This window comes from Polynucleobacter sp. (assembly GCF_030693775.1).
Taxonomy (GTDB): domain Bacteria; phylum Pseudomonadota; class Gammaproteobacteria; order Burkholderiales; family Burkholderiaceae; genus Polynucleobacter.
Genome location: NZ_JAUXZY010000005.1, coordinates 25,746 through 40,819, shown reverse-complemented (window position 1 = coordinate 40,819; position 15,074 = coordinate 25,746). Strand labels below are relative to the sequence as shown.

Annotated in this window: 13 protein-coding genes; 7 read left to right on the top strand and 6 right to left on the bottom strand. The window is 49.1% G+C overall.

Annotation, left to right across the window (positions count from 1 at the left end):
* Window positions 1–13 precede the first annotated feature (13 nt).
* Both Q8M75_RS08135 and Q8M75_RS08130 read left to right on the top strand, forming a co-directional pair.
* On the top strand, window positions 14–769 hold the full coding sequence (locus Q8M75_RS08135) for an amino acid ABC transporter ATP-binding protein (RefSeq protein ID WP_305488349.1): 756 nt from the start codon (window positions 14–16) through the stop codon (window positions 767–769).
* Window positions 770–772: 3 nt separating this feature from the next.
* Window positions 773–1,468 carry an amino acid ABC transporter permease gene (locus Q8M75_RS08130; protein WP_305488347.1) on the top strand — a complete coding sequence of 232 codons (696 nt, stop codon included), beginning with the start codon at window positions 773–775 and terminating at the stop codon, window positions 1,466–1,468.
* Between the two features lie 16 nt (window positions 1,469–1,484).
* Here the strand turns inward: Q8M75_RS08130 and Q8M75_RS08125 are convergent, their stop codons facing one another.
* The 4 genes from Q8M75_RS08125 to mdoH form a co-directional block, all read right to left on the bottom strand.
* Window positions 1,485–2,762, bottom strand: coding sequence for a hemolysin family protein (locus Q8M75_RS08125; protein WP_305488345.1), 1,278 nt, complete (start codon window positions 2,760–2,762; stop codon window positions 1,485–1,487).
* A gap of 130 nt (window positions 2,763–2,892) precedes the next feature.
* Window positions 2,893–3,774 (bottom strand): class I SAM-dependent methyltransferase, encoded by an 882-nt coding sequence (locus Q8M75_RS08120; protein ID WP_305488340.1) that lies wholly within the window; start codon window positions 3,772–3,774, stop codon window positions 2,893–2,895.
* Between the two features lie 39 nt (window positions 3,775–3,813).
* The gene (locus Q8M75_RS08115; protein ID WP_305488338.1) at window positions 3,814–5,577 is read right to left on the bottom strand and encodes a glucan ABC transporter ATP-binding protein/ permease; all 1,764 of its coding nucleotides are present in this window, start codon (window positions 5,575–5,577) and stop codon (window positions 3,814–3,816) included.
* On the bottom strand, window positions 5,577–7,358 hold the full coding sequence (mdoH, locus tag Q8M75_RS08110; RefSeq protein WP_305488336.1) for a glucans biosynthesis glucosyltransferase MdoH: 1,782 nt from the start codon (window positions 7,356–7,358) through the stop codon (window positions 5,577–5,579). The genes Q8M75_RS08115 and mdoH overlap by 1 nt, the downstream gene beginning before the upstream one ends.
* Window positions 7,359–7,448: 90 nt before the next feature.
* On the opposite strand from mdoH, the gene Q8M75_RS08105 reads away from it, so the two are divergent.
* The 3 genes from Q8M75_RS08105 to Q8M75_RS08095 are packed head-to-tail and all read left to right on the top strand — an operon-like array spanning window position 7,449 to window position 9,952.
* On the top strand, window positions 7,449–8,450 hold the full coding sequence (locus tag Q8M75_RS08105; RefSeq protein WP_305488334.1) for a zinc-binding alcohol dehydrogenase: 1,002 nt from the start codon (window positions 7,449–7,451) through the stop codon (window positions 8,448–8,450).
* A gap of 9 nt (window positions 8,451–8,459) precedes the next feature.
* A complete protein-coding gene (locus Q8M75_RS08100; protein ID WP_305488333.1) occupies window positions 8,460–8,861 on the top strand; it encodes a 6-carboxytetrahydropterin synthase in 402 nt (133 codons plus the stop codon).
* 17 nt (window positions 8,862–8,878) lie between these two features.
* Window positions 8,879–9,952 (top strand): glycosyltransferase family 4 protein, encoded by a 1,074-nt coding sequence (locus Q8M75_RS08095; protein WP_305488330.1) that lies wholly within the window; start codon window positions 8,879–8,881, stop codon window positions 9,950–9,952.
* Here Q8M75_RS08095 and Q8M75_RS08090 read toward each other — a convergent pair.
* Entirely contained in the window at window positions 9,939–10,733 is a 795-nt protein-coding gene (locus tag Q8M75_RS08090) for a RibD family protein (protein WP_305488327.1), read from the bottom strand. The genes Q8M75_RS08095 and Q8M75_RS08090 overlap by 14 nt on opposite strands.
* 119 nt (window positions 10,734–10,852) lie before the next feature.
* Here Q8M75_RS08090 and ribA point away from each other — a divergent pair, with 119 nt between their 5' ends.
* On the top strand, window positions 10,853–11,920 hold the full coding sequence (ribA, locus tag Q8M75_RS08085; RefSeq protein WP_305488324.1) for a GTP cyclohydrolase II: 1,068 nt from the start codon (window positions 10,853–10,855) through the stop codon (window positions 11,918–11,920).
* 22 nt (window positions 11,921–11,942) lie between these two features.
* Here the strand turns inward: ribA and Q8M75_RS08080 are convergent, their stop codons facing one another.
* Complete coding sequence (locus tag Q8M75_RS08080; protein WP_305488322.1) at window positions 11,943–12,467, bottom strand: cytochrome b; 525 nt, start codon at window positions 12,465–12,467, stop codon at window positions 11,943–11,945.
* A 408-nt stretch (window positions 12,468–12,875) separates the two neighbouring features.
* On the opposite strand from Q8M75_RS08080, the gene Q8M75_RS08075 reads away from it, so the two are divergent.
* Entirely contained in the window at window positions 12,876–15,068 is a 2,193-nt protein-coding gene (locus tag Q8M75_RS08075; protein ID WP_305488320.1) for an OsmC domain/YcaO domain-containing protein, read from the top strand.
* The last annotated feature ends 6 nt before the right edge of the window (window positions 15,069–15,074 follow it).

Below are 15,074 nucleotides of genomic sequence, written 5' to 3'. Positions count from 1 at the left end.
ATGCGATTACACCATGATGTCCTCTAAAAAAGCAGATCGAGTACCGCTGATTGCGGTGCGTAATTTAGTCAAGCAGTTCGATGCCCAAACCGTATTAAACGGTGTTGATTTAGATCTAGTCGAGGGCGATTTAAGAGTCATTATGGGTCCGTCAGGCTGCGGAAAATCGACCCTTTTGCGGTGCTTTAATCGGCTCGTGGAGCCAACATCGGGATCTATTGTGTTTAAGGGTCAAAATATTATGGATGCCGATGTAGACGTTCGGGCTTTACGTCAAAGCATCGGTTTTGTATTCCAGCAATTTGCTTTGTATCGCCATCTCGATGTGATGGCTAATATTACGCTGGCATTACGAAAGTTAAAGGGGATGAGTAGGGCAGTAGCAGAGGAAAAAGCCATGCATGAGCTGGAGCGTTTTGACATGGCGATGCACCGAGAAAAATACCCTGCACAATTATCTGGCGGACAAATGCAGCGTGTTGCGATTGCAAGGGCATTAGCAATGGATCCCGCAATATTGGTGTTGGATGAGCCGACCTCGGCCTTGGATCCCGTCATGTCAAGGGAGGTAGGTGACTTGATTCAGACTTTGCATCAGGATCAAATCACGATGGTTCTCGTCACGCATGATCTCACCTTAGCAGAGCACATCGCCCCAGAGGTAACATTTTTAGATCAAGGGAGGATAATGGCTACAGACTCAATTGCCAATCTATCAGCCGAGCATCAGCCCGTAGCCATCCGTTCTTTTTTTGGCGCAAGGGCCTAGTACATGAGTTCTTGGGCAGCTTTCAGTCGCGATCTATTGGAGCAAATGCCCCTGATTTTGGCAGGCCTACAAGATACTATTTTATTGGCTGTCAGCATTAGTATCTCCGGCATTCTTTTGGGCATTTTGGTTTTTTATCTCACCCTGAGTCAGCATCGATGGGTGCGCTATGCCACCAATGCGTATATTTCCTTTTTTATAGGAATGCCTTTAATCGTTTTGCTATTTTTGATGTACTACGGTTTGCCGCAGTGGGATATTCGATTAACGCCATTTACAGTGGCATTTATTGGCTTTACATTGAATGTGGCGGCATATAACGCAGCGTATCTGACAACTGCCCTCAATGGTTTGAATAAAGCCGAAATGGAAGCGGGTAGAACGCAGGGCTTTAGTCATCTCCAAGTATTCCGCTTTTTGATTTTGCCCCAGACCTTACGGCTGTCGGTGCCGGCATTGACTAACCAGGTCATTAATAATTTAAAAGATACATCGGTCGCCTTTTTGATCCAATACACGGAGTTTTTTGCCCGAGTTCAAGAGCTAGCCTCCACGAATTTTCAGTTTTTTAAGGCATATGTTTTTGCTGCGCTCATATACCTGGCGCTCGTTTCAATCATTGTGATTGCGGCACGCAGGCTTGAGCAAAGAATCGTGCTTCCCGGTTTTAGGCCTCAAGTGACTCTTGGACGGTTATAACATCACCGTTTTAGGTCTAACTTCGCTTAGCCAACACCTTATCAATTGTCTTGCCGTCCATGTCGACAATCTCCAGTTTCCAGCCGGCCCACTCTACGATATCGCCCGTATTGGGGATCTTGCCGCTGAGCAGCATCATCAAGCCGCTGAGGGTGTGATAACGCCCCAAATCCTCTTCTGGAACCGAGTCGAGTTCAAGCGAGTCTTTGAACTCCGGAATTGGAATATGCCCATCGAATAGCCAGGAGCCATCCTCACGCTTGATTGCCCAGGATTCTTCCGGATCATTGGTAGAGAACTCACCGGTGATCGATTCAATTAAGTCCTGCAGGGTGATGAGGCCCATCACCTCGCCGTACTCATCAATCACAAACGCCATTTGATTGTGCGACGATTTAAAGTTCTCCAGTAACTCCAGACCTGTGAGTGTTTCGGGTACGTATAAGGGCGCTTGCAAACCATTTTCAAGGGTTTGCAGCCCCCCTTTAGCAACCGATGCCAACATCTTGCGTGCATTCAGTATGCCTAGGATATTGTCAAGGCCCCCTTTGACTACTGGAAAGCGGGCATGTTCGGATGCATCGATTAAATCAATCGATTCTGCAAAGGTGTTCTCGACATCTAGGTACACAATATCGGCGCGCGGCACCATCAGGGAAACAATTTGGCGATCATCCAGGCGAAAGACGTTGCGCAGCATATTGTGCTCATTCACTTCAATCAGGCCAGCGGTGGTGCCTTCTTCGAGCACCGCATGGATCTCTTCTTCAGTTACCTCATTGTTAGTGTGGTCCTTAATGCCCAAAATCTTTAATATGAAGTTGGTTGATCCCGTCAGCAAAAGTACAAATGGCTTGGAGATAAAGGCAAGGGCAGAGATGGGCTTGGCGATATAACGCGCAATCCGCTCCGGATTATTTTGAGCGATGCGCTTGGGAACCAGCTCACCAATCACAATTGAGAGGTAGGTAATCACTGCAACTACCACACCCAGAGAAAGCCACTCAGCATATTTGGCATCCATACCTTCGGAGATCAGCAGTTGTGACATGGGTATGGCGACAGCAGACTCACCCACGACACCGCTAAGTACGCCAATCGAGGTAATGCCAATCTGAATCGTCGACAGAAATTTGGTTGGATTTTCGCCAAGCTCGACAGCCACCTTGGCTTCGTCGTCACCGCGATCAATTAATTTTTGGAGTTTTGCTTTTCTGCTCGTAACCAGAGCAATTTCAGACATGGCAAACAAGCCATTGAGGACAATTAGTCCGATGAGTATTACGACTTCCATATAGTGGTGCAAAAGCACCTAGGCTGTTAAGAAGCAATCATCATATCAAAAAAGAAGGGGCTAATGATGACGACCCTTTTTAAGCGTCTAAATATCGTTTTTGAGGTAATGGCGACAATCGGCCGACTTTTTAGGCCCTGTAGGCAAAAAGATCGACGTGGCCGATCTCACACTGCATCGCGTTGCGCCTCGAGTACTCCCATTGATTGACCGCGGCGTCGGCTATAGCGCCCATTTCTCGCACGGCCCTAGCAGTGCCAATGGCGAGTTGCTCGATTAAAGCCTGATTATGTACATCCATGATCCATGGGCTAGGCGCACAGACCGTTGTGAAGCCTTGGGTCTGCAACAGCGATTGCAAATAGTGCGCCCCAGAGGGCCCAACTGCCGCACCAAAACCCTTGTCAGTAGATTGATGCGCATGAAAAGCGCGCAACACATCTGCATCGAGTGCATTGGGTGGCCCCCATGTTTCTTTACCGTCGTAAGTGAGCACGGTATAGAGGGGCTTGGTAAGGGCAGCGCAAAACTCAGTTAACCAGGACTCGGCCACCAAGTCAAAAAAAGCAGCTGCTGTAATCAGGTCGGCAGGCTTGTTCAGAATAGTTTGGTAATCATGGACTAAATCGGCACATTGAAATTCAATTGCAATCGTTTTACTATTTTTTGTTATTGTCAATGGATGAATCAACCCCGAGGCGATGAGTTTCGATTTCCCTTCGTCTGCGCTCACTACACTGTCGGCCCAAGCAATTAAGCTAGCGCGCGCAGACCGCAAAAGATCGGAATCGTAGTCCACTAAAGTCCACGATTGCTTGACGCCAATGTAGGGTGCTAATGCTCGGAGGTTAGACCCCGTTCCCGATCCGAGATCGGTGATATGAATGGCGCCTGGCACCACCGATTTAATCTGCTCCAGATATTGAATAACCTGGGCTTGCAGAGCTAAGTTACGCGATCGGTGATCTACCGGTTCACGTAGCGCTAACCATTCTGCTGAAAATCCACTCATGGGCATTCCATTTCTATTTACTGTTACCCAAATTAAAAACTATTTCAATGGCTGCGCAAAACCATACTGCTGCTGCATGATTGCTGTAAATCGACCGCCCTGTTGGTAGAGGCCATCAAAGCTACCTAATTCAATAACCTTGCCTGCATCCATCACCAAAATATGGTCTGCTTGCCGAATCGTACTCAAGCGATGGGCAATGACCAAGGTGCTCCGCGTTTGTGTCACCGCTGCTAATGCATTAAGAAGGCTTGTTTCGGTTGGGGTATCGAGGGCGCTGGTGGCCTCATCCAAAATCAGGATGGGCGCATCTTTTAGCAATACCCGTGCGATCGATAAGCGCTGGCGCTCGCCCCCGGAAAGGGTGCGCCCACGCTCACCAATAATGGTATCAAAACCGTCAGGCTGTTGCTCAATAAACTCCAAGGCTTGAGCTCGGATACACGCCTCACGCAGAGCTGCATCGGATGCCTCTGGCGCTCCAATGCGCAGATTATCAGCAATGCTGCGGTTAAATAAAAGCGGTTCTTGAAAGACAACCCCAATATTGCGCCGTAGAGCCGTTAGCTGAAATTGCCGAATGTCAATCCCGTCAATCGTAATACGGCCAGATTGCGGATCAAAGGCACGGTACAGCAGACTCAGTGCAGTTGATTTACCAGCGCCCGATGCACCTACCAGCGCGATCGTTTGCCCAGGCTGAATCGCAAAACTCAAATCATCAACCGCTCGGTGCGGCGCATGATACGAAAAGCATACCCCATGAAACTCGACGAGGCCGACGCACCTACCGGGGTCAATGGCATCTGGACGGTCTTTGATATCTGGGGCCATATCGAGGACTTCAAAAAATTCCCTTAGGCGTGGGGCATCGCCAGCTAATTTATTTGCAAATGCGACTACTTGATCTAAGCGGGCGATGATGATGCCTGCAAAAGCAACAAAGGTAACGATCTCGCCGATGGTAATCAGAGACTGCGTGTATAGCCAAACCCCGAGAACAATGATGCAGAGAATGCTGATAGTCGTGGCTGAGCGGGTGAGTACTGTTACCAATGCCCACCAAGATAAAACTGGAAATTGCGCTCCTAAAACCCGTTGGCTAACTTGCTGCAGGGACTGCATTTCGATCTGAATGCGCGCAAAACTTTGTACTAAAGCGATATTACTGAGCGTATCGGCAGTGAGCTCAGCCAAGTCGGAGTGGTGCCCCTCGATTTGCTGTTGGAGAACTTGGGTTTTACGCAAAATAAAGTGGGTTAAAAAACCAAATACGAGGCAGAGCACAATCAGCACACAGGCTAAGCGCCAATTGATATAGAGTGCGACAGGGACCAAAATGATGAGCGAAACAATTGCGGCCATGTGGTCGCGAAAGAAACTTAACCACAGCCACCAGAGTGCATCCGTGCCCTGCAGCATGATTTTCATTAACCTTCCAGAATGGGTTTTACTGTGCTGCGCTAATGGCAAATGCAGCACATGCTCAACGTAGGAAGTTAAGACGGCATGCCGTCTTCGGTGGGCAAGCCGATCCGAGAATAAGGCCACCGCAGTAGAGCAGGTAATCGTAAAGAGACCAAAGCCAATCCAGAGAAGCAATAAGGGCCACACCGCACTCCACGTCACCGACTCAGCAGTACTTGGCGCATCCGATAAGGCATCAATGACTCGTCCAAACAGAATAGGCTCTGCAAAGAGGGCACAGGCCAGGGCTACGTTTGCAAACGCCAGCGTCCAGCCAAGACGTTGGTCTGAGCCCAATAAGTCAAGTGCGCGGGAATAAAGGTGAAAAATACCCATTAGCTAGTATGTGCCGTAGATGACTTGATTTCAAGCGCGTTCAGTTGCAATGGCAGCAACTCAGGCGGCGGCGCAATTTCTTCTGGAAGCGATAGGAGACCGCAACGGATTATGAAATGGCCAAGCCATGCTTGTGATGTGAGTACGACTAACGGAATCGACAATACTAAACCACCAAAAAAAAGGAGGCCGTAGGGCAAGGTTTCAGGGTGCGTGAAATACAAGGTGCTCGTGAGTGCGATCCCCAGCAAGGTATGCGGCCAGCATTGCTGAAAGGCTTGCGCTACCGAAACCGAGTGATCGTCGCGTGTTTGCGCAGACCAACCGCCTTTTTGCCCAAAGGCTAGGCTTAATATAAAGAGGGTGTGATTAAGCCATGCAATCGGCGTCATCAAAAGTGAAAACAGCATTTCAAGAACAAGGCTCAAACTAAAACGCCAACGCCCGCCAAAGCGTTTGCTCTCCGAGCTACGTAACAGCACATCGAGCGCGCCAGTAATTTTAGGCAAGTACCACATCACTAATGTCACCAGTAACAAGGTTGAGAGAGATTCGATATTCACTAAGTCGGACGGTGAGTTACTCATCCCAATTGCAATGGTACAAAATAGAATCAAGGCAATCCATGCGGGTGAGCCCAGAAACATGCCGATTGCCAGAATAAGTTGTGTCCGATTGACTGGCCGCAAATTCGGCAAAGTTAATAATTGCATATACTGCAAATTACCCTCGCACCAACGTAAATCGCGTCGAATATATTCTGTAAGTGTCGGTGGATTTTCTTCCCAGCTGGCATCTTCGCTTGGATAAATTCGAACTTCATAGCCTGCGCGGCGCATGAGTATTGCTTCAATCAAGTCATGACTCAAAATGGGTTTGGGCTCACCAGAGCGACTTTTCAATATCGGCAAGTCACAATCGGCTATAAATGGCGCAAGACGGATTAATGCGTTATGCCCCCAATAAGGTCCGCAGTCCGCTTGCCACCAGGCTGATCCCATGGTGTAAGAGCGCATACCAAGTCGCATACCGTACTGAAATAGGCGAGTAAATGCGCTACTCGAAGGTAAGCCAATCACTAAACCTTGCAAAATACCGAGGTGCGGATTGGCTTGCATCATCCGTACTAGGCGAGTGATAGCATGACTTACCATAAAACTATCAGCATCAAGTACCAAGGCAAAGTCATGGTTTTTGCCCCAGCGCCCGCAAAAATCAGCAATATTGCCTGCCTTGTATCCAGCATTATTCTCGCGGCAACGGTAGGTGATTGGAATGGTCTTCGACCACTCAGTGCTCATCGCCTCAAAGCGGTCACGTTCTTCTTTGGCGATGCCTTCATCGTTGGTATCGCTCAGAACGTAAATATGAAAAAACCCAGCGAGTTGATCTGTCGCCAAGCCGTGCAACATCACTTGTAGGTTGCGAATCAAGCGCGCAGGTGACTCATTTCGAATGCATAGCAAAATCGCGGTCGAGTGTGTCAATGGCTCGTTACCATTGGTTTGCATGCTGCTTGGCAAGACAAGGCTAGCAGGGTCTTTGCTGCATTGGCACAGAATCAAGCCAATAATGGCATTCCAAAAACCAACCACCATCCACGGCAAGGTGAGCGCAAATAGGACAAGCAAAAGAATGCGTAGTAATAAGGGGGTATTGCTTGCTAAGGCCTGGTTTACAAGGTAGAGCATTAACACTACAGTAGTCAACGACAGCACGGCAAAAATCAGGCGCCGCAGGCGAATGACCGGATCAGCGGTTATATTGTGAGGGGGATTCAAATGATGTGCTCGAGCTCACTTATACTGTGCAAATTGCATATGCAGTATAGGGTAGAGTGCACTTTTTCACTTAACCACTAGGATTTATTTGTGCCACACACCGCCGCCCATTCTTCCAGTGCCAGTCTAAGTCAGTCGCTTTGGTATGTGGCGCCAGAGCGAGCTGAAATCCGCTCTGATTCCCTTGATCCTTTGCCCAGCGGAGGCATTCGTGTGTGCGGGTTGTTTGGTGCTTTGAGTAGGGGTACTGAATCACTTATCTACCGTGGGCTGGTACCTGAGTCAGAGTACAGCCGTATGGCTGCGCCTTGGATGGGTGGTGCCTTTCCGTTTCCAGTGCAATACGGCTATTCTCATGTGGGGCGGGTAGAGTTAGGGCCAGTCGATTGGATTGGTCGGCTGGTATTTGCGCTTAGACCCCATCAGACCAGATATCAAGCCAACATTGAGGATGTGGTGGTATTGCCAGACGCCGTCACTGCAGAGCGTGCTGTTCTCGCAGCCAATATGGAAACTGCTTTAAATGCCCTATGGGATGCTGCTCCAGGCCCTGGCGACCAAATTGCAGTAGTGGGCGGCGGCGTTGTCGGGTGTTTAGTCGCTTATTTGTGTGGGCATTTACCAGGGGCTAGCGTAACCTTGGTGGATATCAATCCCGAGCGCGCTGCCATTGCAAAGGAATTGGGCGTTGCATTTGCTCTCCCAGAGTCTGCACCGTCAAATTGCGATGTAGTATTTCATTGCAGCGCGAGTGCTGCTGGACTTGCTACTGCAATGGACGCCGCAGGGGAAGAAGCAACGGTGTTGGAATTAAGTTGGTATGGCGCTAGTCCGATTCAGGCGCCATTGGGCGGGGCATTTCATAGTCGTCAGATACGCCTGCAATCCAGCCAGGTGGGACACATTGCCAGCTCGCACCGTCCACGCTGGACGCACCGCCGCCGTTTGCATACTGCCATGCAATTATTGGGCGATGCGCGATTGGACTGTTTGTTAAGACCCGCCATTGATTTTGCGCAATTGCCCGATCGCTTGCCCGAATTACTTGGTCCGCGCAGTAATGTGCTGTGTTGTTTAATTCGTTACCCTTGAGGAGATACCGTGTTTACAGTTGAAGTTCGCGATCACATCATGATTGCCCACTCGTTTCGTGGTGCCGTTTTTGGGCCAGCACAAGCCTTGCATGGCGCAACCTTTGTGGTGGACGCCGCTTTTATTGCCAAAGCGCTCGATACGAATGGCATCGTGATTGATATTGGTCGTGCACTCGATGTCTTAAAGGCAACATTGCAACCGATTAACTATTGCAATTTAGATGATCGTCCGGAATTCAAGGGCGTCAACACCACAACCGAGTTCTTAACGAAATACATCTTTGATCAGTTGGCTGTGGCTGCACGAGCCGATCAGCTGGGCCGACCAGGAAACGAGCTGCACGCCATTCGCGTCACGATTTCTGAATCCCACATTGCACGCGCTTGGTATGAGGCCGAAATTCATTGAATACCGGTGCTGTTGGTATGCAGCAATTCATTTTTGTTTACCCCGGTAATTTAAATTCCCCAACCGGCGGATACGCTTACGATCGGCGGATCATTGCAGGGCTTAAAAGCCTGGGTTGGAAGATTCAGTTAATTGGTCTGGGGGAAGATTACCCCTTGCCAAATCCCGCTCAAGTAGAGCAGGCAAAAGCGCAATTGCAGGGGCTAACCTCGGGATTACCGATAGTGATCGATGGCTTAGCCCTTGGAGCCCTTCCTGAAGTAGCGGCTTGTGTCGCTGAGCATCATCCTTTAGTTGCCCTGATTCATCACCCCTTGGCATTTGAGTTTGGATTAAGCGAAGAACAGGCCACGCTACTAAAGCGGAGCGAGACCGAAGCACTTCGCCATACTAGTGGGGTCATCGCGAATAGCCCTTCAACGGCCCGCGATTTACATCAGCATTATGGCGTCCCAATGGATCGGATTGATGTGGTCTTGCCCGGCACTGATTGCGTTTTACACACAGAGCCAAAAAGAAAAAGTAGCACAAATGCTGCAAATGCAGTGCGTTTATTGTCGGTTGGTTCGATTATTCCGCGCAAGGGATTTCATGATTTACTTGCAGCGCTTGCACCTTTAGTCGATTTACCTTGGACCCTCTCGATTGCCGGTGACACTTCGCGTAATCCCGCAGCGTACGCGCAGCTATTGGCTGATATCCAGCGTTTTAATTTAGGGAATCAAGTGCGGGTGCTAGGGGTTGTGAGCGATCAAGCGTTAGAAGCTCTCTATGCTCAAGCCGATGTGTTTGTTCTAGCTTCGCTATTTGAAGGCTACGGCATGGTTTATGCCGAAGCCATGACTTATGGCTTGCCAATTGTTGCAACAAAGGGCGGTGCTATTCCCGATACCGTACCCAGTGAGGCTGGCTTACTCGTCAGTCCTGGCGACGTTCCCGCATTGACCCTTGCCTTAAAAACGGTCATCGAGGATGCGCCATATCGCTCACACCTGTCGAGCGGCGCGTTTCGAGCAGCAGCCCAGCAACCAACGTGGGATGAGGCAGCTCAGCAATTTGCTCTTGCCTTAAGGCGCTTTACACCAAGGTAATCGGACTACGCTGTTGTTGTAAGTCACAATCAAACACAATTTCATTGCCGATAAGATGCGTTTTCACTGGTAAACGCGTTGCCTGATCCATGTGCTCAATGGACGGCAGATTAAAACTGGGTCGCCCCGACCCCATCACAATCGGGGCCACAATCAGATGAAGTCGATCAAGGCATCGGGCGCCCATGAAACGCGAAATAGTTTCTGCACCGCCCTCAACTAGAACCCGCTTCAGCCCCTTTAGGGAAAGAGTTTGGAGTATCTGTATTGGATCAATTCGCCCATCGATTGCAGGCAGTGAAATAAGCTCAACTTGAGGTAGGGGATAGACCTTTACCCCGTCTCCAACGATCCAGATTTTCCGAATGCCGTCATCCTGCCACGCCAGAGATTGATGGGGCAGTCGGCCACGGGGATCTATTATCACGCGTGCAGGGCTTTTTCCATTGACAAGACGAACAGTGAGTTGCGGATTGTCGGCTAGTGCTGTTCCAACCCCAATCACAATGGCATCAACCAGTGCACGTAATTGGTGGAGATGGGTCAGGCCTTCTGGACCATTGACGTATTTCGATTGACCCGTAACTGTTGCAATCCGGCCATCCATGGTTTGGCCAATTTGGCCGACCACAACCATGCCGTCTACCTGCGGACTCCGCAAGGGTTCAAAAATAGCCTGGAGCGGCGAAGATGGGAGTGCTTGACCAGTAAAAAAATCACCCAAAAACTGCTCCCAGAGCAGGTTCGATGAAGGTGCTGCTGGCAGTGGGTATGAGGTCACGGCGGGAAGACCTTATTCACGGTTTTTTAGAAAAAAACTCCTCGCTGAAGAATTTACCATAGGGTGGGATAATATTCTTTTAGAAATTTGCCCAACAACAGGTTGTTCAAAAAATGGTGATGCCGGACCCCCTTATTGAAGTTGACCGCGCTATTTCTGAGCTGCGCCGTGGCGCATTGGTGCGCGTGTACGATGAACATAGTAGCCGATTGATGTTAGCCGTCGATGCCTTAACTGCCGACTATTTAGCGCTGTTAAAGCAGCTGGGTAGTACTGCTCCTGAGCTAGTAATGACTGGCACGCGCGTCAATGTATTAGAAATTGATAAATCAGATCGTCCAGTCAGCGTCTTGTCGCACCCGCAGGGTATGCCGCTTGATTTAGTAGAGTATTTAGCTAATCCCCTTTCGGCTTCAATGACGGCGCCAAACATGGCAGGCTTAAAGGTTAAGGATGCAGACGCGTTAGAGCAGGCATGTGTCACCTTATCCAAGTTATCGCGGCTTTTGCCAGCGGCGCTGATCGTTACGGGTGCCGGTAATGATGATATTCCTGCAGTACAGGCTAGCTCAATTCAGTCGTATATGACGATTGCGGCGTATTCACTGACGATGGTGAGTGAAGCACGCGTCCCCTTGGAAAATGCAGAAAACGCTCGGGTAGTTGCGTTTCGACCCCGCGATGGCGGCATTGAGCACTTGGCCATTATTGTTGGTGATCTAAACCCTGCAGAGCCAGTGCTAGTGCGCCTCCACTCCGAATGCTTTACAGGCGATTTAGTAGGCTCCTTGCGCTGCGACTGCGGCAATCAGCTGCGCGGCGCTATTGGTGAAATGGCTGTAGCGGGTAGTGGAATTTTGTTATACCTAGCGCAAGAAGGGCGTGGTATTGGCCTAGTCAACAAACTGCGCGCATACCAATTGCAAGATGCTGGCTTTGATACTGTGGATGCCAATTTACAGCTCGGCTTTGACTCCGATGAACGCAACTATTTACCTGCAGCACAGATGTTGCGTATGTTGGGCGTCAAGCGGGTAAAGTTAATGACGAACAATCCAGCCAAGGTTACCGCACTCGGCAAGTGCGATATTGAAGTGGTGGAGAGGGTTCCTCACATTTACCCTTCCAATGAGCACAACGATGCCTACTTAAAAGCGAAAGCCAAAAAAAGCGGCCATCTATTTTAGGTAGTGGCTAGTCTTCATATTATTAAGACTTAAACCAAATACGCTCAAATACCCCATCCTTTTTAAACAGCAGGTGTTGTAGTCCAGCCGCGATGTGGACTACGGCAAGCGCAATCAGTGCTAGCACTAAATAGCCGTGGATCTCAAACAACTGCTTGGCTAGGGCTTGGTCTTTGGGTATACCGGGCAATGCGGGTAGATGGTATCCACCTACGGTAATGAGTGCTGGAAATGCAGTGACTCCGGCCCAGCCAAATAAGGGAACTAACACCAAAAGCAAATACAGGGCACCTTGAACCGACTGTGCTAATTGAATTTGCCCCCGAGAAATACTGCTGGGGTAGGGTGGTCTAGTGGAGCGTAGTTTGGTGATGATGCGAAGCCCGGTAACCAGCAAGACAATAAAGCCAATCAGCTTATGCCAGGAGTACAGAGTATTGGTTAGCTCATCCCACAGATTGGCTGCCGAACGGTCGGTCATCCAAAACCCCAGCACAAGTGAGGCCACGAGGAGCGCTGCCGTAAGCCAATGAATTAGTCGTGTCATTACTGAGTACGTTTGCGGCATCATCACCCCCTTTAGGCAGCAAATACAATAGTTTAGCTATGCTATTTCGCAGATTATGCCTTCCTTCATACAAAGCCGGTAAAGCGAGATTACTGTGCTGTAATTGGGGATATTGGTTAGGCCCTAAGCCATAGAATCTACTTTTTATGCCCTTACTCGACGCGCTGGTGAAATTAAAACGTCGCATTACTCAATGCATCGATGATATCGATAGCTTCATACGAGCTCATTTACGCTAAAGAGTTATCGTGTTTTATTCCTATAAATAGGATGTAAATTTCACATGCCTGCTGTAATTTTGTAGCCAAGTAGAAGATGCGGACGGCTTTTAGTCCCAGTGGATAATAGGGCTCACACTATTTGTGCATTACTTTCGGAACTGCTTCCATGGAAATTAAAGTCAACTTTCTCGATAAGCTTCGGCTTGAAGCTAAGTTTGACGACTTTACCGTCATTGCTGATCAACCAATTCGATACAAAGGCGACGGCTCTGCTCCTGGGCCATTCGATTACTTTTTAGCCTCATCAGCCCTGTGCGCAGCGTATTTTGTGAAGTTGTATTGCGATACGCGTGGCATCTCAACAGAGAATATCCGCCTTTCACAAAACAATATTGTGGATCCGGAGAATCGGTATCGGCAGATTTTCAAGATTCAGATTGAATTACCGGCAGATATCTCCGCCAAAGATCGGCAAGGCATTTTGCGATCGATTGACCGGTGCACGGTTAAGAAAGTAGTACAAGCTGGTCCTGAGTTTGTGATTGAGGAAGTCGAAAGCCTGGATGCGGATGCGCAGGCCTTGTTAGTTCCTAACTCTGGAGTGGGAGGCGAGACCTATATTGCGGGTAAGGATTTGCCCCTCGAGCAAACGATTGCCAATATGTCAGCGGTGCTGGCCAACTTAGGAATCAAGATCGAGATTGCCTCTTGGCGAAACCTTATTCCCAATGTCTGGTCTTTGCACATTCGCGATGCCCATTCGCCCATGTGTTTTACCAATGGCAAAGGGTCTACGAAAGAAAGTGCCTTAGCTTCTGCGCTGGGGGAGTACATCGAGCGACTGAGCAATAACCATTTTTATGCCGGTGCATATTGGGGTGAGGACATTGCCAATGCGTCATTTGTGCATTATCCCAATGAACATTGGTTTAAGCTTGGCAAGAAAGATGCCCTGCCGCCCGAAATACTCGATGAGTACACTCGGCAGATTTATAACTCCGAGGGTGAGTTACGTGCATCGCATCTCATCGATACCAACTCCGGCAATGTGGAGCGAGGCATTTGTGCTCTGCCATTTATACGTCAGTCAGATAAAGCGGTGGTGTACTTTCCGGTGAATTTGATTGAGAACCTCTTTGTCAGTAATGGCATGAGTGCCGGCAATACATTGGCAGAGGCGCAGGTGCAGTGCTTATCTGAAATTTTTGAGCGGGCAGTCAAGCGAGAAATCATTGAGCGCGAAATTGCCCTGCCTGATGTGCCTCAAGTCGTCTTGGATCAATACCCGCGCATCATGGCCGGCATACAAAGTCTAGAAGAGCAGGGCTTTCCGGTTTTGGTCAAAGATGCCTCGCTTGGCGGGGTCTATCCAGTGATGTGTGTGACTTTAATGAATCCCCGTACAGGCGGCGTATTTGCGTCGTTTGGTGCCCATCCTAGCTTTGAAGTTGCGCTCGAGCGCAGCTTGACCGAGTTACTACAGGGTCGTAGTTTTGAGGGTCTGAATGATTTGCCGCCGCCAACATTTGTGAGTGAGGCAGTGACTGAGCCCAATAATTTTGTGGAACATTTCATTGACTCCAGCGGCATCGTGTCGTGGCGTTTCTTTAGTGCCAAATCAGACTATGCCTTTGTGGAGTGGGACTTCACCAACAAAGGTGCTAAGACCAATGTAGAAGAGGCTGAAACCTTGTTTGGCATTCTGAAGAAGATCAATAAAGAGTCCTATGTAGCGGTCTATGATCAGCTTGGTGCAATGGCCTGCAGAATCCTCGTGCCTGGTTATTCCGAGATCTACCCCATTGAAGATCTGATTTGGGATAACACCAATAAGGCGCTTTTATTTCGTGAGGACATCTTAAATCTATTGAACCTGGACGATTCGAGGCTAACGGATTTACTTGATCGCTTAGAAAACAATGAGCTCGATGAGTACGGCGATATTGCAACACTGATTGGTATTGAGTTTGATGAAAACACTGTCTGGGGTCAATTGACGGTATTGGAGTTAAAGCTATTAATTCATCTGGCCTTGAAGCAATGGGATGAGGCGCAGGAATTGGTCGGCGCCTTCTTACAATACAACGACAACACCGTAGAGCGTAAGCTGTTTTATCAAGCCCTCGATGCCGCACTGGCCATCTATCTGGATAACGAATTAACCATGAGCAACTACACCCATAATCTGCGCCGAATGTTTGGCGATGACAAGATGGATGCAGTATTGGGCTCGATCGATGGCAGTGTACGTTTCTATGGCCTGACACCCACTAGCCTGAAATTAGAAGGACTTGATCGTCACCAGCGTTTGCTAGACAGTCTGAAGAAATTGCATCGAGCCAGATCCGGAGTTACTTAATATTTT